Origin of the sequence: Brevibacillus nitrificans (assembly GCF_003710965.1) — a bacterium.
Lineage (GTDB): Bacteria > Bacillota > Bacilli > Brevibacillales > Brevibacillaceae > Brevibacillus > Brevibacillus centrosporus.
This window is the reverse complement of sequence record NZ_RHHU01000010.1, coordinates 328,354-346,423: the sequence shown is the minus strand read 5'-3', so window position 1 is coordinate 346,423 and position 18,070 is coordinate 328,354. Positions and strand designations below refer to the sequence as shown.

14 protein-coding genes and 1 tRNA gene are annotated in these 18,070 nt (G+C 50.9%); 5 read left to right on the top strand and 10 right to left on the bottom strand.

Annotation, left to right across the window (positions count from 1 at the left end):
- Positions 1–57: 57 nt before the first annotated feature.
- Together EDM59_RS15240 and EDM59_RS15235 are read left to right on the top strand one after the other, a co-directional pair.
- On the top strand, positions 58–267 hold the full coding sequence (locus EDM59_RS15240; RefSeq protein ID WP_122924372.1) for a helix-turn-helix domain-containing protein: 210 nt from the start codon (positions 58–60) through the stop codon (positions 265–267).
- Between the two features lie 134 nt (positions 268–401).
- Positions 402–1,517, top strand: a complete 1,116-nt coding sequence (locus tag EDM59_RS15235) for a site-specific integrase (protein WP_122924371.1) — start codon at positions 402–404, stop codon at positions 1,515–1,517.
- A gap of 228 nt (positions 1,518–1,745) precedes the next feature.
- Here the strand turns inward: EDM59_RS15235 and EDM59_RS15230 are convergent.
- Positions 1,746–1,821: transfer RNA gene (locus EDM59_RS15230), tRNA-Ala, on the bottom strand.
- Between the two features lie 227 nt (positions 1,822–2,048).
- Here EDM59_RS15230 and EDM59_RS15225 point away from each other — a divergent pair.
- Complete coding sequence (locus tag EDM59_RS15225) at positions 2,049–4,016, top strand: methyl-accepting chemotaxis protein (protein ID WP_122924370.1); 1,968 nt, start codon at positions 2,049–2,051, stop codon at positions 4,014–4,016.
- Between the two features lie 183 nt (positions 4,017–4,199).
- Here EDM59_RS15225 and EDM59_RS15220 read toward each other — a convergent pair whose 3' ends face one another.
- Entirely contained in the window at positions 4,200–6,803 is a 2,604-nt protein-coding gene (locus EDM59_RS15220) for an Ig-like domain-containing protein (RefSeq protein ID WP_122924369.1), read from the bottom strand.
- Between the two features lie 218 nt (positions 6,804–7,021).
- Between EDM59_RS15220 and EDM59_RS15215 the strand changes: the two genes are divergently transcribed.
- Complete coding sequence (locus EDM59_RS15215) at positions 7,022–7,639, top strand: YdcF family protein (protein WP_246011061.1); 618 nt, start codon at positions 7,022–7,024, stop codon at positions 7,637–7,639.
- On the opposite strand, the gene dnaI is transcribed toward EDM59_RS15215, so the two are convergent.
- The 3 genes from dnaI to nrdR form a co-directional block, all read right to left on the bottom strand.
- On the bottom strand, positions 7,628–8,566 hold the full coding sequence (gene dnaI, locus EDM59_RS15210; RefSeq protein WP_122924368.1) for a primosomal protein DnaI: 939 nt from the start codon (positions 8,564–8,566) through the stop codon (positions 7,628–7,630). The two genes, EDM59_RS15215 and dnaI, sit on opposite strands and share 12 nt — an antisense overlap.
- Positions 8,567–8,573: 7 nt before the next feature.
- The gene (locus tag EDM59_RS15205; protein ID WP_122924367.1) at positions 8,574–10,028 is read right to left on the bottom strand and encodes a DnaD domain protein; all 1,455 of its coding nucleotides are present in this window, start codon (positions 10,026–10,028) and stop codon (positions 8,574–8,576) included.
- A 144-nt stretch (positions 10,029–10,172) separates the two neighbouring features.
- A complete protein-coding gene (gene nrdR / locus EDM59_RS15200; protein ID WP_092266087.1) occupies positions 10,173–10,658 on the bottom strand; it encodes a transcriptional regulator NrdR in 486 nt (161 codons plus the stop codon).
- Positions 10,659–10,796: 138 nt separating this feature from the next.
- On the opposite strand from nrdR, the gene EDM59_RS15195 reads away from it, so the two are divergent.
- Positions 10,797–11,927 (top strand): HD-GYP domain-containing protein, encoded by a 1,131-nt coding sequence (locus tag EDM59_RS15195; RefSeq protein ID WP_122924366.1) that lies wholly within the window; start codon positions 10,797–10,799, stop codon positions 11,925–11,927.
- A gap of 65 nt (positions 11,928–11,992) precedes the next feature.
- On the opposite strand, the gene EDM59_RS15190 is transcribed toward EDM59_RS15195, so the two are convergent.
- The 5 genes from EDM59_RS15190 to polA all read right to left on the bottom strand — a co-directional run bounded on the left by EDM59_RS15190 (position 11,993) and on the right by polA (position 17,950).
- Positions 11,993–13,039: a glyceraldehyde-3-phosphate dehydrogenase gene (locus tag EDM59_RS15190; RefSeq protein WP_122924365.1), complete on the bottom strand. Its 1,047-nt coding sequence runs from the start codon at positions 13,037–13,039 to the stop codon at positions 11,993–11,995.
- Between the two features lie 194 nt (positions 13,040–13,233).
- On the bottom strand, positions 13,234–13,797 hold the full coding sequence (locus EDM59_RS15185; protein WP_122924364.1) for a lytic transglycosylase domain-containing protein: 564 nt from the start codon (positions 13,795–13,797) through the stop codon (positions 13,234–13,236).
- Positions 13,794–14,402 carry a dephospho-CoA kinase gene (coaE, locus tag EDM59_RS15180; RefSeq protein ID WP_122924363.1) on the bottom strand — a complete coding sequence of 203 codons (609 nt, stop codon included), beginning with the start codon at positions 14,400–14,402 and terminating at the stop codon, positions 13,794–13,796. The genes EDM59_RS15185 and coaE overlap by 4 nt, the downstream gene beginning before the upstream one ends.
- A 24-nt stretch (positions 14,403–14,426) precedes the next feature.
- Positions 14,427–15,254 carry a DNA-formamidopyrimidine glycosylase gene (mutM, locus tag EDM59_RS15175; protein ID WP_122924362.1) on the bottom strand — a complete coding sequence of 276 codons (828 nt, stop codon included), beginning with the start codon at positions 15,252–15,254 and terminating at the stop codon, positions 14,427–14,429.
- Positions 15,255–15,298: 44 nt separating this feature from the next.
- Positions 15,299–17,950, bottom strand: a complete 2,652-nt coding sequence (gene polA / locus EDM59_RS15170; RefSeq protein ID WP_122924361.1) for a DNA polymerase I — start codon at positions 17,948–17,950, stop codon at positions 15,299–15,301.
- Positions 17,951–18,070 lie beyond the last annotated feature (120 nt).

Genomic DNA, 18,070 nt, shown 5'->3' with positions numbered 1-18,070 from the left:
AAATGGCAAGTTTCTATCTTTCAACTAACACGTGACCTGGAAAGAAAGGATGAGACTATGTTTGCACAGTATGATGACATCATGTCAGTGGAAGATGTAATGGATGCCCTTAATATTGGCCGCTCCAAAGTATACGAACTGCTGAAGAACGGACAAATAAAATCTATCAAAATGAAAGGCTATCGGATACCAAAAGCAGCCGTCATTGATTTTATTCTCACACAGACAAAAATGAAACTGGAGCGTTACAGAGAATTAGCTGATTAAGTTTCACTTAGATGAGCTGTAACTACTAGTTAATAATCATTTATTGAGTAACAGCTTTGTAAATCGACAGGGGCCAAATGCTCCTGCTTATTTTTGTTTTCCTAAATGACTAACCAAGTGGAGGTTATGCGTAAATGAAAGTTAACAAAGACTCAAAGACAGGTACATACTGGTTTGTTGTCAGCGCTGGGAAGGATGAACTCGGCAAGAGAAGACAAATCAAGCGCCGTGGATTTCGTACAGAAAAAGAAGCTTTGAGAGAAATGAGCAAAATTATGCAACAGGTAGATGAGAATACCTATGTCAAAAATACCAAGCTGGGATACAGTGAGTTTATAGAAGGTGAGTGGCTGGATAGCAAAGCCTTAAAGCTAAAATCTGTTACACTTGCTACCTACAGACACAACGTTCAGAAGCATATCGTCGCATATTTTAAAAAGGTAGAAATCGGGAAAATCACACCGCAGATAATCGAAAAATTCTACGCTCATTTGGTAAAAGAAAAAGGATTATCAGAAACTACCATTTTGGATATCCATAAGATCGTCAAGAGCTCTTTGAAGATGGCTGTTAAGCGAAAGTATATATCTTACAGCCCAGCAGCAGATGTGGAAACTCCCAAGGTCCCTCGGAAGGAAATGCTGGTGTGGAATTTAGAAGAAACCACCCGTTTCCTCAAAGAGACTGAAGGTAGCAATTTATACATGGCGTATCTTCTTGCACTGACAACTGGAATGAGGCAAGGGGAAATACTCGGCCTCAGATGGAAGGATATAGATTTCGAAAATGGAACTCTTCAAGTTCGGCAAACATTGAGTCATGACGGAAAATATTTCTCCGAAGAAACCAAAACTAAGTCAAGCACTCGAACCATTACACTTACTGAAAAAACAATCGAGGAACTCAAAGCCCATAAGAAAAAGGTAGCAAAAGAAAAGCTTGCTGCCGGATCAAGCTACCAAGATTACAACCTTGTGGTTTGTACTAAGACGGGAAACCCGATCAATCCCCGAAACTTGCTCCGTGACTTTTATAAGCTAATGAAAAAGGCAAACGTGCCTAAGATAAAATTCCACGGGCTCCGTCATACTGTTGCAACATTGATGCTCACACAAGGAATAAACCCAAAAATTGTAAAAGAAATCCTTGGACATAGCGATATCAGGGTCACCCTAGATACCTATTCCCATGTTTTACCGACCGTTCATAAAGAGACCGCTAAACAATTTGGCAATTTGTTGTTTGGATAATGACATGAAAACTCGCTCAGTCACATGATTATGGACTGAGCGAGTTTTTTTATGATCGAAAATTATATATCTCTGATCGGTCGATAGATACCCTAATAATGAGCAAAAAAGCCTGAAAAAAATACGCAGTGTGACCAACTGTGTGACCACAGCCCAATACAAAAGAATCATTTTCTTATCAGAAATACAAAAAACGCTCGGAAATCCAAGCGTCTCAACGTTTTTTTATGGTGGAGCATAGCGGGATCGAACCGCTGACCTCTACACTGCCAGTGTAGCGCTCTCCCAGCTGAGCTAATGCCCCATATGTATATTCCCAGCGATTACCGCTCGCTTTTGTGAATTTAGTATAGCATATACTTTCGTACGCTGCAAGCGAAAAAATGGCTCACTTCCCCCGTTTATCCCCCTTTCTCCAAAATAAAGTTCTATAAATACAATTCCGAGTTTTCAGGTTTGAAGTCATCTATATAGCGGGTATGGATAGTAGGAAAAGACAACATAGACATGCTTGTAAGGGGAGCCGATCAGATGAAAACACCCAGACTTACCGTCAAGAGTAAATTGATCACCGCATTTGCCGCAATTCTCATCCTTCCGCTACTTACCCTTGGTTGGCTCTCCTACCAGAGTGCCAAAGAACAGCTGGAGACTGAGCTTTTGACCACTGCCTCGGAAAATGTGCGCCTGGTGGACGAGCTGCTGACACAGACGCTGGATTCCCAGTCTCTCGATGTGGAGCTCATCTCCTCTGAATTGGGCCAAGCCGATTTGCTGGAGTCTACTCGCTCGATTACTCGTAAAAAGCTGCAGACCTTCCATGCTCTGCATCCGGAGATCGGGGAGGTGTATATCGGGGACCAGACGGGTGGCATGCTGACGTCTACAGATACCAAGCTCCCGTCCGATTTTGATCCTCGCAAACGCCCTTGGTACCAGGCAGCCATGCAGCAGCTGCAAACGACGATCATCACGGATCCGTACATCGATGCTGGTACAGGAAACGTCGTGATTGGCCTGGCTCGAACGCTGCCAGATGGCTCGGGCGTGCTCGGTATCGACATCCAGCTGTCTGCACTCGACGAGACGGTCAAGCAAGCGAAAATCGGGGAAAAGGGCTACCTTTCGATCTTTGACAAGAACCAGCAATACTTGATCCATCCCACCGGTAAAGCCGGCACGCCAGCTGCGACCTCCTGGATCGGTTCCCTCTACGGTGAAAAAGCAGGCATCTTCTCCTTCTCAGATGCAAACCAGGCAGCGAAAGCCGTTCACCTCACCAATGAAAAAACAGGCTGGAAGCTCATGGCTGTCATGTACGAGTCAGAAGCTGTCCAAGCTGCCAGCCCTATCTTTTACAAGACCTTGCTCGTTATTATCGTCGCACTGGCGATCGGCAGCCTGGCCGTATACCTCATCCTGAAATCCATGCTTCGCCCTCTGCGCAAGCTGACCGAGGCCGCACAGAAAATGAGTGAAGGCGACGTTACTCAGCAGGTGCAGGTAAGCAGCGACGACGAGCTCGGGACTTTGGCGAAAAGCTTCAACCATATGGCACAATCGCTGCGCTCGCTCCTTCATGCGGTCAACGATAATGTCCAGCAGCTCGCCGCTTCCGCAGAGCAGCTCTCTGCCAGTGCAGACCAGACCAGCAAAGCGACCGAGCAGATTGCCGTTACCATGCAGGAGATGGCTGTCGGCACGGAGCAGCAGGTCTCCTATACCAAGGAAAGCACGGAAGCCGTCGACCAAATGTCTTTGGGGATTACCCAGATTGCCGACTACTCCCAAAAGGTCTCGGAGGCTGCCCGTCAAACGGCCGATCTCGCCTCGGCGGGGAACGGCTCTATCCAGTCTGCTGTGCACCAGATGAATGCTTCGAGCCAGTCCATTCACGATCTGGCTGAAGTGGTAGAGCGGCTCGGTGTACGCTCCCAGGAGATCGGGAACATCGTGGAGGTCATCACCGCCATCTCCAATCAGACCAATTTGCTGGCTCTCAACGCTGCGATTGAAGCAGCACGCGCGGGTGAAGCAGGAAGGGGCTTTGCTGTGGTAGCTGACGAGGTCAGGAAGCTCGCGGAGCAGTCCTCCCTCTCCGCCAAGCAAATCACCACATTGATTGCTTCTATCCAATCGGAGACAGAGCACGCCGTCATCGTCATGGACAAGAGCAAGCGCGAAGTGACAGACGGGATTGAGAAAGTGTACGAAGCAGGCCACTCCTTCGAAAAAATTCAATCAGCCATCGAAGAAGTCGCGGAAAAGATCGGACAGGTCTCCGGCGCCACCCAAGACATATCCGCTCGTACGCATCTCGTCGTAACGCTGATGAACCATATTTCCCAAGTGACATTGTCTGCATCTGACGGTACACAAAACGTGTCTGCCGCAGCCGAAGAACAGCTGGCATCGATGCAGGAGATTGCCACCTCGTCTGTGTCACTGGAACGAATGGCTGAAGAGCTGCAAAGCCAGATCGGACATTTCAAAATCTGATCGCTGCTTTCTTCGACTAGCCAAGCTTATCTGGAGCCTTCCGACAGTTACGATGAGTAAAAGAAAAGCCAGCCAAGCATGAACTTCAGCTCCAACTGTTAGGTATTGTCTAACAATTGGACTTCTGTTCCTACGCTTGACTGGCTTCTTCGTCCACTATGTGCGAATCTAGCTCGCCTATGACTACCTGACTGTTACGACAATCGGTGTTTTCTTTCCACCATAGGTGACGTAGATCGTAGCTTTACCGGAGCCTGTCGCCTTGATGATTCCATCCTTTACGTCTGCCACGAGCAGGCGCGAGGTGGTCCACAGGGCAGGCTTGGTTACGTTTTGCTCAGAGCCGTCCATATAAGTCGCTGTCGCTGTTACCTGCTTGGTCTCGCCTTTGGCCATGACCAGCTGAACGACATCTGTTTTCAAGTATTTCAGCGTGTCTACATCCACGGGGATCGATACGCTCTTGTCATTGTATTTCCCCGTAATGGTCGCTTTCCCGAAAGCACGGCCTGTGATCAAGCCTTTGGATACATCCGCTACCTTGTAGTTGCTCGTTTTCCAATCCGCCAGCGAAGTGACATTCAGAGTGCGTCCGTCCGCGAAGGTAGCGGTCAAGGTAATTTGCGACGTGGTGGTGGATTTGATCGAAGCGTAGCGTTTGTCCGCTTCCAGCTTGGTGACGATCCCTACTTCTACTGGGATCGTGATGGACTTTCCGCCGTATTTGGCGGTGATGGTTGCGCGTCCGTTCGACAAGCCCGTTACACGTCCATTGGCTACGTCCGCGACCTTGATAGCGGAAGATGCCCATTCTGCGTCTGTCGTCACATTGCTGGTATTTCCAGCAGAGTCCGTCGCTGTCAGCTTGATTTCAGCCGATTCGTTCAGGGTGAGAATCAACAGGCGTGGGTCAACCGACAAGGTCGTTGCCTGATCGACTTCCACGGCAATACTTACGGATTTTCCGTCAAACGTAGCGGTAATCGTGGTTTTCCCAGGGCCTTTTGCGGTAATTTTCCCTTGGGTCACTTCCGCAACCGCTGCAGATGCTGATGTCCATGCCGCTTGCTCATTGACGTTTTTCGAAGTGCCATCGGCATAGGCGGCCGTGACATTTACTGTTTCGCTCTTGCCGTTGCCCATGACCAGCTTTTGCTTGTCCACCGTCAAGGTCTGCAGCACACCGACAGAAACCGGAATGGTCACGGTACGGTTGCCGTAGGTGGCCGTAACGGATGCTGCCCCTGTCGCGATCCCTGTGATCAAGCCTTGACGAACACTTGCTACCGCTGGGGCATTGGATGCCCACGTTACTTTTTGCGTGACGTTCTCATTCGTTCCGTTCGGGTAATTCGCAGTGATTGTAACCTGCTTCGCCCCGCCTACTGGAATAGCGACGTTCGTCACGTCGGCTGTCAGGCTTTGCGGTACATCTACGTCGACCACCAGAGTAGCCGTCTTCTCCCCGTATTTCGCGGTAATGGTCGCGGAGCCCGCTTTGTAAGCAGAGATCGTTCCACCTTTTGCAAAGACGATATCTTCATTGTCGGACGTCCAGGTTACTTTGTCGGTAATATCCTCGGCAGCACTCGCTCCCGCAAAAGATGCGTTTACTTTCACAGTTTCATTCGTACCACTTTTCATAACCAAGTACGATGGCACGATGTCGAGTGCGCGCGGCACTTCTACGTCTACCTGAATTTGAACGGTTTTGCCTCCGTAGCTCGCCGTAATGACAGCTTCCCCGGATGCGACTGCATGAATCTTGCCGTTGCTGTAGTAGGCGACCTCTTCCTTGCTGGAGGTCCACTCAGCCTTGCTCCCTACATCTACAGGCGTACCTGCGCTATTCGCATAGGTTGCTGTCAGCTTGATGTCTTCCGATGATTCCCCTACATGCAAAAAGATGCTTTGCTTGTTTACTTCCAGCTTTTGAGTCGTGTCGACATCCACTGTGATGGTAGCTGTCTTCGTTCCGTATTTGGCTGTTATGGTCGCTTTCCCCGCACCATAGGCCGTGATTTTCCCTTTCAGCGCATCGGCTACTGCCGGATTGTCCGAGGACCATTCTGCTTTTGCCGCTACGTCAGGTGCATCGCTGCCATCTGGGTAAATGGCACGCAGCGTGATCTGCTCGGAGCCTCCCAGAAGAAGCGATACCTGGTTTTTATTCGGCTCCAGTCTGTGAGCGATCTCTACGTTGACCGGGATCGCAGTCGACTGGCTGCCGAACTTCGCTGTAATAATCCCCGTACCGGAGCTCAAGCCTTTCACTTGCCCGTTAATAACCGTTGCAATGGTTGTATTGTCAATGGACCAATCAGCCTTGGTCGTCACATCCTCAGATGCGCCATCGCTGTAGAGCGCCGTGAGCTTCAGCTGTGGAGCCGGATCCTCATCGATCTGCACGTTCAGCGTTTGCTTGTCCAGCGTCAGTGCCTTTACCTTTTTCGTGACGGTAACGGCAACCAGGACGCTTTTTCCCATGTATGTAGCTGTCACTGTCGTACTACCAACGGCTTTTGCCGTAATTCGGCCCGCGTAAGCTGCCGCAATATCTGGACTTTGACTTGTCCAATCTGTCGTGATCGTGACTTCCTCGGTCTTTCCGCTCACATAAACAGCCGTAGCCGTCAATGCAGTAGAATCTCCCATTTCCAATGTCACTTCATTTTTCGATAGGACCAATCTGCTGATTTCGTCCGCAGCGTATCCAATTCCAGCGTTTCCAGCCCCGCACAAGAGCAAGATAGCCAGTAACAAGAGCGTCGTTTTTTTCCAGAACATTGCTAGCCTCCCCCGCAAGTATGAAATCTGCTTCTCGTAAAACCCATGCCTCGATTACTATATCGGCTTCTGCGAAAAATAATTTACTAATTATTTGTGTCTGTCATGTGTCAAACCTTGTAACCCTGCTCCGGTTTTACCGTCTTATTCCTTAGGAGAAGCGAGCAAATGGCTCATCGGGAACTCCACACAAAAGCTTTACCAGGAGGAAAAAAATCGTGAAGACACGCAAAAAACCAGGCTGGATGCGAAGGCTCCTCTTTTGCCTAAGCATACTGATCGGAATCGGAGGAATCTGGTCTGGCTATGTCATCTATCAAATCAAAGCGACGATGCAGGAAGCCGTACCGCATAAGGCAGATGTGGGAATCGTATTGGGTGCCGCCGTGTGGGGAGACGGTCCAAGCCCAGGTCTGCGAGAAAGGCTGGAGAAAGCCGTTTGGCTGTACCAGAAGGGGTACGTTTCCACGCTACTCGTCACGGGAGGCTTGGGGGAAGGGAAGCGCCGGACAGAGGCAGCCGTCATGCAAGAGTACTTGATCGAGCACGGGGTACCGGCAGAGCACATCCTCTTGGAATCAAAATCCACGTCTACATACGAAAACCTGCTGTATGGTCAGCAGGTTCTGGCTACTCATCCTATCAAAAACACGTTGATCATCAGTCACGACTATCATTTGTATAGAGCGATGACGATGGCAAAATCCCTTGGATACAACACCGCTTCACCTGTCGGGGTACATTCGCAGGTCCTCGTCACACCGTACCACGAAGCGCGAGAAGTGCTCGCCATTACGTACTGGCACCTCTCGCGCCTCTTCTCCTCAACCCTCTAGGCGCTGGTTCTTGCGTAAAATCTCGTGAACATCTACGAAGTGACGGATGCGCTCCATGATACGAGCTGCCTTGGTCCGTTCGATCCGGTTGCCGTTGGAAATCGACAGATGCTCCTCCAGCTCCTCGAGCGAATAATTGGAGGTGAACAAAGTCGGCAAATGATTGTTTGCCCGCTGGTTCAAGATCACACCCAAAATTTCGTCGCGCACCCACGGCGTAAGATTTTCCGCACCGATATCATCCAGGATCAGTACAGGCACTTCTTTTAACAGCTCCAGCTTGCCCACGTAAGACTGATCCGAGATGGAATCCTTCATTTCGCGAATGAAATCGGGAACATAGACAAGCAAGGAAGCGATATGGTTCTCCGACAGCTGACGTGCGATGGCCCCCATCAGATAGCTTTTTCCTACACCAAAAGAACCGTGCAGATACAAGCCTTTCGCTCGTTCTCCTGTTCCCACCTGGTTGCAGAACTGGATCGCTGCCGCCACTGCCGACCGATTCCCAGCATCATGCTCCAGTTTGTCAAAGCTCGCAGACATCGTTTCCTCTGACACGTAGTAGCTGCGCATCATCCGTCTGCGCTTGAGATCTTCCTCATGGGTGAGCTGCTTTTTACAGGGAGCAATCGCGCTAACGATCGTGGTACTCATCAGATCAAGCTGCGTCCGGTGACCTTTGACCAGGTTCGGACATTCCGTCAATCCCGGGCAGCGCTCGCACCAGTACTGCTCTTTCACAGCCGTGTACACGTTGGAGAGCGAACGCAGGTAATCGTCACGAGTCAACTCGGGATGCTCTTGGGCAAAAGTTTGCAAATACGCACTGGAGCGAAACATTTTGTCGAGCTGTTCATCGGGAGTCAAGAGCTGACGAGGCGTGCGCTTTGCCAGCTCCTTCATAAATTGACCTACAGATTCCATCTAGCGATCACTCTCCTTTCTGACTTTTGCGCATGGATTCCAGCAATTTGCTAAGCTCAGGGTCATCCGAAATCAGCTTTCCTTTGGCTGCTGGCTGACCACTCTTCTCCTGCTCTCTTTGCCATTCTACAGATGCCGGCAGCTTGTCCTGCAAAACGGCTTTTCCATTTCGCCGCACCGCACCTGTATCTTTTCTGGGAGCTTTCGCCTTTTCCACAGACTGCGCTCTTTGATCGGCGCGTTCCACGATTTGCTTGACCGCTTCGTCTACCGTAGCAATCCGCTTCGCCTTCCAGCTGTCCCGGATCGTCTCCATGTACGCCTTTGGCAGTTCCATCTGCATGCTAGCCAGTGTGTGTACCAATAGGGCATTCACGACTTCCGGCTGCATTCCGTCCGTAAAAACGAGCGACTCCGCGCGATCCAGAAAGACTTTGCTCACTCTGCCGCCAACGACTCGCTCCAAGAGTCCCAGCGGCGACAGCACCCGACAGGCACGCACGAACGCTTCACTGCCCGGCTCTGGCAGCTGACCAGGTCCCCAGTCATCCTCGCCTGCGCCTGCACGGTCTGCTGGAGCAGCTCGATACAGCTTGTCCTCCGAATAGCGCTGGATCAAACGCTTGCGCAGCACTTCCGTATCCAGACTGCGATCCGGCTTGTACAGTGTCCAGTCGCGCAGCTCCTGTCCCATGCCCCAGCTGTCCATCTGATAGAAGTGGCAAAGCAAGTACAAAAACTCCATGCTCGAACCGCTCAAAACTTTGGATGCATCTGCATTGTCTGGCAAATACAGGCGCAGCGACGATACACTGAGCGGATGCTGAACCTGTGCTTCAAAACCAGACTTCATCGCAGCAGGCGGGAAGTCCGACTCCATTTTCGTCAAAAACTGCTCCCGCTCCGAACCTTTTTTCACTTCCAGCTCAGAGGGCTTCAACGATTGAAATACTTCATGGAAATCCTTGGTTACATTTTCCACGATGGTATATTCCTGATCCAGCTGTGTCGCAACGGCATCGGCGTATTGCTCCCGCAGCTGCTGGAAGCGGATATTTTCAATTTTATTTAACAGCATGAGAGAAAGGACGTAATCCCCAAAAAACTCGCCAGGTGTCAGCGGCGGCTTTACCAGGTAATCGTAGTAGTAGTCGCGCTGCAGGTTTTCTCTCCGGCGCACCTCCAAGAGTCCCATGGCTTCCAAACGCTCGCGCGCATCCAGCAGCCGGTCCAGGGAGAGAGACGTGGAAAGCATCAAGCTGCGATGTGTCCCTTCGGTTGAAGCGCCGCTCACTTCCTGCACGCCATGGACGAGCAGCTGGTAGAGCGTATACGACTCGACACCAATGATCGGCAAATACAGCTGCGTGACATAGCCCATTTCGGCAAAACTGAGCGGTCTCGCCACCCTCGCCAAAAAACGATCCTTTGGCAACAATTCGTTCCAAACTAAACGACGCATGGGCTCTTCCCTTCCTGACTATTTTCGTTTCCCTATTATAGCATGGCTCCTCCTACTACGTGCTGAAATCCAATGGAAAGCCAAAAACACCCTAGCAAAATAACCGCGAGGGCGTGGTATGAACAGTTGTTTCCCGATGTCTTCTTATTCCTTTGTAAAAGGAGTCTGACTGTTTCGCGCTTGAGAAAGCAGCTCCTCCAGCTCCTTCATGAAGACACTGATGTCCTTGAACTGACGGTAGACGGAAGCAAAGCGCACGTAAGCAACCTCGTCAACGTGGTACAAACGCTCCATGACTTTCTCCCCAACATCGTTACTGGGGACTTCTGCCTGCCCGCAGCTGCGCAGCTCCCTTTCGATGTCGTTCACTACATTTTCCAGCACTTCGAGTGAAACCGGACGCTTCTCGCAGGCGCGCACCAAACCGCGCAAAACCTTCTCGCGACTGAATTCCTCACGTGTGCCGTCTTTTTTGACAATCAGCAAGGGAGTTTCCTCCACCATTTCAAAGGTCGTGAAGCGGCGCTCGCACTGCTCACATTCCCGACGGCGGCGGATGGACTTGTTATTATTGAATGGACGCGAATCTAGGACTCTAGTCCCATTATATTCACAGAATGGACAACGCATCGCAACGATCAACTCCAGTACGGACAATCCTTGATTACAGTGTCCCTCAATTTCCCTGCAGAAGTCAAGTCAATCCTTGTACCTATTTAAAGCATAAGTCGAATGGAGTACAATATGGGTATTGTTGGAGGGATTGGAATGAGGTTAGTATCTTTAAGACAGGTTCGACCAGGGATGAAATTGGGTCGCACCATTTTCACAGAAGATGGAAAAGTGTTGTTAGGTACGGGTATGGTCTTGACCGAACGTCTCATTGCGGGTCTGACAAGATCCAAAATTGACGCTGTCTATATAGATGATCCTCGCACAGCAGACATTGAGGTGGAAGAAGTTATCCGTCCACAGACACGGCAAATCGCTGTGGAAGCCATCGAGAAAACGTTCAAACAGATTACCAACTCAAACAAGCTCGCCCGAAAAATATCCTTAAAAGAAATGGGATTGCATTTTCAGCGTGCGTTCAGCTCGATCCTCGATGACCTCTTGCTCAACAAGCAAATGATCGGACACCTGACCAACATTTCTTCGCATTCTCCGTCAATGTACCATCACGCCGTCAATGTGGCCGTGCTCTCAACTGCTGTAGGCATGTCTCTCGGCTACAACCGGCAGCGTCTGCTGGATCTGGGGGTCGGCGCCATGCTTCACGACGTCGGCAAGCTGAACCTGCCAGAGGAGATGCTGGCCAAGGAAGAGCAATGGACAGCGGAAGAAAAAGAGATTGCGAAAGAGCATACCCGCCACGGATTTAATCTGCTGAGAAAACAGCATGACATATCCCTCTTGTCTGCCCATGTCTGTCTCCAGCACCACGAGAGACTGAACGGCAGCGGCTACCCTCAGGGGCTCCAAGGGAAGCAGATTCACGAGTACGCCCAAATCGTTGGCATTGCAGACGTATTCGATTCTCTGACCTCCCCTCGACCTTGGCGCAAGCGGTACATGCCGCAGGACGCGCTGGAGTATTTGCTCGGTTCTGGCGGTCATCTGTTCGAGCACCATCTCGTCAATGCCTTTATCAAGCATATCGCGGTCTTCCCCATCGGGAGCAGCGTCGTGCTGAGTACGGGCGAGGTAGGCGTCGTCAGCCGCGTGGATCCGGATTATTCCCACCGTCCAACTGTTCGCATCATCAAGGACGGAAGAGGAAACGATGTGCTCCCTCCCTATGATCTCGATCTCAAGGCGAATCTACAGCTGTTTGTTGTTGGGTTCGAAGATGATGATTTATTCCGCATGAGCGATGTATCAGAGACAAACCCGACCTGATGACCTTCCCTGATGGAAAAACCCCTTTGGCATCGTTTGCGCAAAGGGGTTTGCTATTTCTTTGATTAGTTAACGCCAGCAGCAGCAGCTTCTTTGCTGGCAACTTGATTGTGCATTTCGGACACGTGACGCACCAGGTCTACAACGCGGCAGGAGTAGCCCCACTCGTTGTCGTACCAGGAGATGACCTTCACTTGGTTGGTACCCATTACCATCGTGGACAGTCCGTCTACGATAGAGGAGTTATCGTTGCCATTGAAGTCGCTGGAAACAAGCGGCTCGTCGCAGAATTCCAGATAGCCTTTCATGTCGCCTTCAGCTGCCTCGCGCAGAACGCGGTTTACTTCTTCTAGGGTAACCGGTTTTTTCGTATTGATAACCAAATCCACTACGGAAACATTTGGAGTCGGTACACGCAGAGCAAAGCCGTTCAGCTTGCCGTTGAGCTCTGGCAGTACTTTTCCTACCGCACGAGCAGCACCTGTCGTAGTCGGGATGATGGATTCACCGGCAGCACGAGCACGACGCAGGTCTTTATGCGGGTTATCGATGTTGACTTGGTCGTTTGTGATCGAGTGAATGGTAGTCATCAGGCCTTGCTCGATACCGAATGCATCGTTCAGCACTTTTGCCACGGGAGCCAGGCAGTTGGTCGTGCAAGAAGCGTTGGAGACGATATGATGATTCGCATGGTCGTAGATCGAATCGTTCACGCCCATCACGATTGTCGCATCTTCCTCTTTCGCAGGAGCAGTGATGACTACTTTTTTCGCGCCGCTTTGCAGGTGCTTGCCAGCGCCTTCGCGGTCCTTGAACTTGCCTGTTGCTTCTACGACGATTTCTACACCCAGTTCGCCCCAAGGCAGCTTGAGCGGGTCGCGGTCGGAAAGGACAACGGTTGCTTTCCCATCGACCAGGATCTTGTTGTCTTGTACTTCCACTTTATTCTGCAGACGTCCATGAATGGTGTCGTATTTCAACAAATGCGCGAGCGTCTCTGGAGGATAGCTGGCGTTGATCGCGACGATTTCGATGTTGGGGTCCTGAATAGCGCGGCGGAATACCATGCGCCCAATACGGCCGAAACCATTAATACCAATTTTGATTGTCATATATAGAAACCCCTTTCGCAATTGAGTTACGCTTATCTGATACTTTTATTATAATAAGTATGACACAATTATCAATGTGTTTTACTGAAAAATAAATATTTGGACGATTTCCCCCTCCTATTTTTTTGACAGGCTTTCTTTTATCGTGCCCTCCCCAAGACAAAAGCCGCCTCCTTTTTGAAAGGAAGCGGCTCTCACTGCAAATCTTTCCCGTATACTTTTTTATATCGGTCGTGATAGTAAAGAACACGCTGCACATACTGTCTCGTCTCTCCGAACGGGATGTCCTCGATGTGCTCCCGCTGACCGCTCCACTGCTCGTTTGACAGCCATCCACTGACCTTCCCCGGGCCTGCATTGTAGGCAGCGATGACTTTGACCAAGTCTCCCTCATACCGCTCCAACAGGAAATTTAAATACCAGGTACCGATGTGAATGTTCATGACCGGATCGTACAAGTACTGGTTGTCCTTTGGCTGAAAGCCCGCTTGCTGGACAATCCATGCTGCCGTATCGGGCATGATTTGCATCAGGCCCACCGCTCCTTTTTTCGATACACGGTCCGTCTTGAAGCTGCTCTCCGAACGGATCACAGCCAGTATGAGATAGGGGTCCACGTTGTACTTGTTTGATGCTGTAACGATCTCCTGCTGGAACTTGATTGGATACATCCACTTCCAGACCAAAGGAGTATTGAGCAGCAGGAAGACGCTCATCAAAATGAGCAAAATCAACGCTGCCCGCCGTCCTGGCTTCATGACTTCAACTCCGCTCGAATCACAGCAAGCATTTGCTCAACCTGTTTGACTGTTTCTTCTCTCGACGCCGAGTTGTCGATCAAAAAATCTGCCTCCGATTTTTTCTGATCAATCGGAAACTGCGCCCGCAGCCGTTTTTGCGCCTGCTCCTCTTCCAGCTCATCCCTCTCGATCATTCGGGCGAGCTGCATGTCGGCAGGTGCATACACGACCGCAATTTTCTCCACCATGTGCTGCAGTTTGCTCTCAAACAAGAGAGGGATGTCCATAAATACAATATCAGCCCCGCCCGCTTCAGCCGCTTCGGCTTCTTCGCGCATGACGCGACGCACCTCGGGATGGACGATTGCGTTCAGCTTTTGGCGCTCTGTCTCATCCGAAAATACAACCTCACCGAGCTTTTTTCGATCAATCTGTCCATCTTCGAGCAAAATCTCCCGGCCAAAATGACGGACGATCGCTTCGTAGGCTGGCTTGCCTGGCTCTACAACCTCTCTAGCAATCTGGTCCGCGTCAATGACAGGAATGCCACGCTCGCGCAGCATACCCGTTACCGTGCTTTTTCCCGTGGCGATTCCACCAGTCAATCCTAATATCATGCACATCCTCCTCTCCGAGAAAAACGTCATTTACTGTTTCTGGCAAACAGGACAAATATGCGTGCCCCTGCCTCCAACGACAAATCTGACAATCGGCGTACCGCATTGGACACAGGGCTCATCCTTGCGTCCGTACACTTTGAGAGACTGCTGGAACATCCCCATCTCCCCCTGACCATTGACATAGGACTTGATGGAGCTTCCGCCCTGTTCTACAGCCTCAGAGAGCGTGGCAACAATGCTTTCTTGCAGGCGAATGACCTGTTTTTTGGTCAGCTTGCCCGCTGGGGTTTCGGGATGAATACCAGCTAGAAAGAGTGACTCGTCCACATAAATATTCCCCAGCCCCACAATACATTCCTGATTCAGCAGCAGCGGCTTGATTTTTGTCGACCGCCCATTCAGGAGCTTGCTGAAGGCCGCCGCCGTAAAGCCCTCGTCCAGCGGCTCTACTCCCAGCTTAGCCAATGGACCCGCGGTTGTTTCCGTTCCAAGCGCAAATAGATCCATCGTCCCAAATTGGCGTACATCCCGATAGCGCAGCTCCGTGCCATCCGTAAAGTGAAAAACGACATGGGTATGTTTTTCCACCGGCTCCTCTGCTTGATACAGACCGTAACGCCCTTCCATTCGCAGATGGGAGATGAGCACATCCCGGTCCAAAACAAATTGGATGAATTTCGCTCGGCGCTTGATCGCATGAATGGTTTGACCGGCCACCTGCGACTTGAATTCTTCCACATCATCTGGCGTCCGTATGATTCTGCCCAAATGTACACTGACCCGCTCAATGGTCTTGCCCACTACCAACCCGGTCAGCGTACGGACAACCGTTTCTACCTCTGGTAATTCTGGCATAAGGCTTCCTCCTCTCGCTGTATCTCTCTTGGTTGCAAGAACAATTACTTGGCTTCGTACCAGGTGTGCCCGAAGTTGACATCCACCTTGAGGGGAACATCCAGCTTCAATGCGCTCTCCATGACTTCTGGCACAAGCTGCTTCATGATCTCCAGCTCATCCTGCGGAACTTCAAACACCAATTCATCGTGTACCTGCAAAAGCATCCGGCTCTTGAGGCCTTTTTCCTGCAAGCTGTCCTGCATGCGAATCATCGCCAGCTTGATGACATCTGCTGCCGTTCCCTGAATCGGTGTGTTCATCGCTGTCCGCTCGGCAAAAGAACGCAGATTGAAATTGCTGCTGCGGATGTCAGGCAGGTAGCGGCGGCGGTTCAAAAGCGTCGTGACAAAGCCATCCTGCTTGGCCTGCTTGACGATTTCCTCCATCCAGTGCTTGACGCCGGAAAAGACGGAGAAATAGCGTTCGATAAAATCCCCGGCTTCCTTGCGGGTAATATTCAAGTTTTGCGAAAGTCCGTAGTCGCTGATGCCGTATACGATTCCAAAGTTGACCGCTTTCGCTTGGCGGCGCATCAAGGATGTGACCTCGCTCTCTTCCACCCCAAATACGTCCATGGCGGTACGCGTATGAATATCCATGCCTTTTTGGAACGCATCGATCAAGTTCTCATCTCCGGATATATGCGCCAAAATGCGCAGCTCGATCTGAGAGTAGTCTGCAGCGAGCATGTACCAGCCCTCTTCGGAAGGGATAAAGGCTTCGCGAATCTTGCGCCCCTCTTCCATGCGAATCGGGATGTTCTGCAGGTTTGGCTCTGTACTGGACAGGCGGCCCGTTGCTGTCGTCGCCTGATTGTACAGCGTGTGCACCTTGCTGGACTTGCTGTGAATTTCTTTGGTCAAGCCTTCGATATAGGTAGAACGCAGCTTGCCCAGCTGACGGAAGGTCAAGATCGCATCGATGATCGGGTGGTACGGTGCCAGCTTTTCCAATACATCGGCGCTCGTCGAGGGACCGGTTTTGGTCTTTTTGAGAACGGGCAGATCCAACACGTCAAACAGGATTTCCCCCAGCTGCTTCGGTGAATTGATGTTGAAGGTCTGTCCAGCCAGCTCGTAAATCTGCTTGGTCAGCCCCTCCAGCTTGGCGTCCAGATCTACGCCCATTTGCTCCAGACGGTCCCGATTGACTTTGATGCCTTGCTTTTCCATGAGGGCAAGCACCATGCTGAGCGGCGCTTCCAGGTCATTTAACAGCTCGTTCATTTTGTTTTCTGCCAGCTGCTCACGCAAGACCGGCACGCTTTGCCAGATGGCCGCTGCCTTGTGCGCGACATGCTCACTGATGACGTCCTCTTCCGGCAAGAGACGCTTAGCCCCTTTTCCATAGACCTCGTCATCCGGCCGTACCCGCACCTGCGCGTACTGGGAAGCGATCGAATCCAGCGTCGGGTTGCTCTCTGTCGCATTGAGCAGATAGGATGCCAAATAGACGTCAAAGCCGATCCCCTTGATATCCTGATCGTGCCAAGCGAGCCCTACTGTGTCGCGCTTTCCATCAAACGTCCATTTTTCTTTTGTGCTGTCCTCGAGCCATTGGCTAAATGCCTTCCATTCCTTTGCCTGATCCCAAGGAACATACAGATTGACGTCATCTGCCGCCAGCCCAAAACCAATGATCGGGGCATGATGGTAGTTGTCTCCATCCATCTCCACGTAGACCGCCATAGGAGAGGTAAGCTTTTCCGCAAACTTCGCTGCCGATTCTTCCGTAACGACTTCAAAATGGAAAGGAGCAGCGTTCGCGGCTTGACCCTCGCCCTCTACAGGTGCATCTACCTTGATTTTGGACAGGAGCGACTTGAATTCCATCCGTTTAAAAAACTCGCTCAACGCCGTGCCATCATATCCGTCGTACCCAGTCTCCTGCACGTCCAGCTCGACAGGCGCTTCACGCAAAATCGTAGCCAATTCCTTGCTCATCTTGGCCTTGTCTACATTTTCACGCAAGTTTTCCTGCAGCTTTTTGCCCGAGACGCGATCGACGTTCGCCAAGACTTCCTCGACTGAGCCGTACTCGTGCAAAAGCTTCAGCGCCGTCTTTTCCCCCACTCCTGGAACCCCGGGAATGTTGTCTGACGTATCACCCATCAGCCCTTTTAAGTCGATGATTTGCAAAGGCGCAAGACCGTACTTGTCCTGAATCTCCTGAGGCGTGTACAGCTCGATCTCACTGACACCTTTGCGTGTCAACGCCACAGAAACATGCTCCGATACCAGCTGAAGCATGTCCTTGTCTCCGGTAATGACCGTCGTTTTCCAGGCTTGTTCATCTGCCCTTTTCGTCAAGGTGCCGATGATATCGTCTGCTTCATAGCCTTCCAGCTCAAAACGTTGAATCGAGAAAGCATCCAGCAGCTCGCGAATCAATGGAAACTGCTCAGATAGCTCGGGCGGCGTTTTTGCACGCCCTCCTTTATAATCGGCATATTCGCTGTGGCGGAACACGACTTTGCCTGCATCAAACGCAACCATGATGTGAGTCGGTTTCATTTCCTCTATAACCTTCAGCAGCATCGTCGTAAATCCTAACACCGCATTGGTATGCAGCCCTGTCGATGTAGACAAGAGCGGTAACGCATAAAACGCACGATTGGCGATACTGTTTCCGTCAATCAATACAAAATGGCTCAAGCAATCCGACCCCTCTCGTCACAAAACTACTATCTTTAATCGTAACATAGGGTGGACATGGAAGCCAAGCCTAGGGAAGTTCTCGGGTAAAGGTTGCCTAGCTTGAACAGACTAATGAAA

Coding starts and splice junctions, on each gene's coding strand:
- EDM59_RS15240 (WP_122924372.1), top strand. CDS start 58: ATGTTTGCACAGTATGATGACATCATGTCAGTGGAAGATGTAATGGAT.
- EDM59_RS15235 (WP_122924371.1), top strand. CDS start 402: ATGAAAGTTAACAAAGACTCAAAGACAGGTACATACTGGTTTGTTGTC.
- EDM59_RS15225 (WP_122924370.1), top strand. CDS start 2,049: ATGAAAACACCCAGACTTACCGTCAAGAGTAAATTGATCACCGCATTT.
- EDM59_RS15220 (WP_122924369.1), bottom strand. CDS start 6,803: ATGTTCTGGAAAAAAACGACGCTCTTGTTACTGGCTATCTTGCTCTTG.
- dnaI (WP_122924368.1), bottom strand. CDS start 8,566: ATGGAATCTGTAGGTCAATTTATGAAGGAGCTGGCAAAGCGCACGCCT.
- EDM59_RS15205 (WP_122924367.1), bottom strand. CDS start 10,028: ATGCGTCGTTTAGTTTGGAACGAATTGTTGCCAAAGGATCGTTTTTTG.
- nrdR (WP_092266087.1), bottom strand. CDS start 10,658: ATGCGTTGTCCATTCTGTGAATATAATGGGACTAGAGTCCTAGATTCG.
- EDM59_RS15195 (WP_122924366.1), top strand. CDS start 10,797: ATGAGGTTAGTATCTTTAAGACAGGTTCGACCAGGGATGAAATTGGGT.
- EDM59_RS15190 (WP_122924365.1), bottom strand. CDS start 13,039: ATGACAATCAAAATTGGTATTAATGGTTTCGGCCGTATTGGGCGCATG.
- EDM59_RS15185 (WP_122924364.1), bottom strand. CDS start 13,797: ATGAAGCCAGGACGGCGGGCAGCGTTGATTTTGCTCATTTTGATGAGC.
- coaE (WP_122924363.1), bottom strand. CDS start 14,402: ATGTGCATGATATTAGGATTGACTGGTGGAATCGCCACGGGAAAAAGC.
- mutM (WP_122924362.1), bottom strand. CDS start 15,254: ATGCCAGAATTACCAGAGGTAGAAACGGTTGTCCGTACGCTGACCGGG.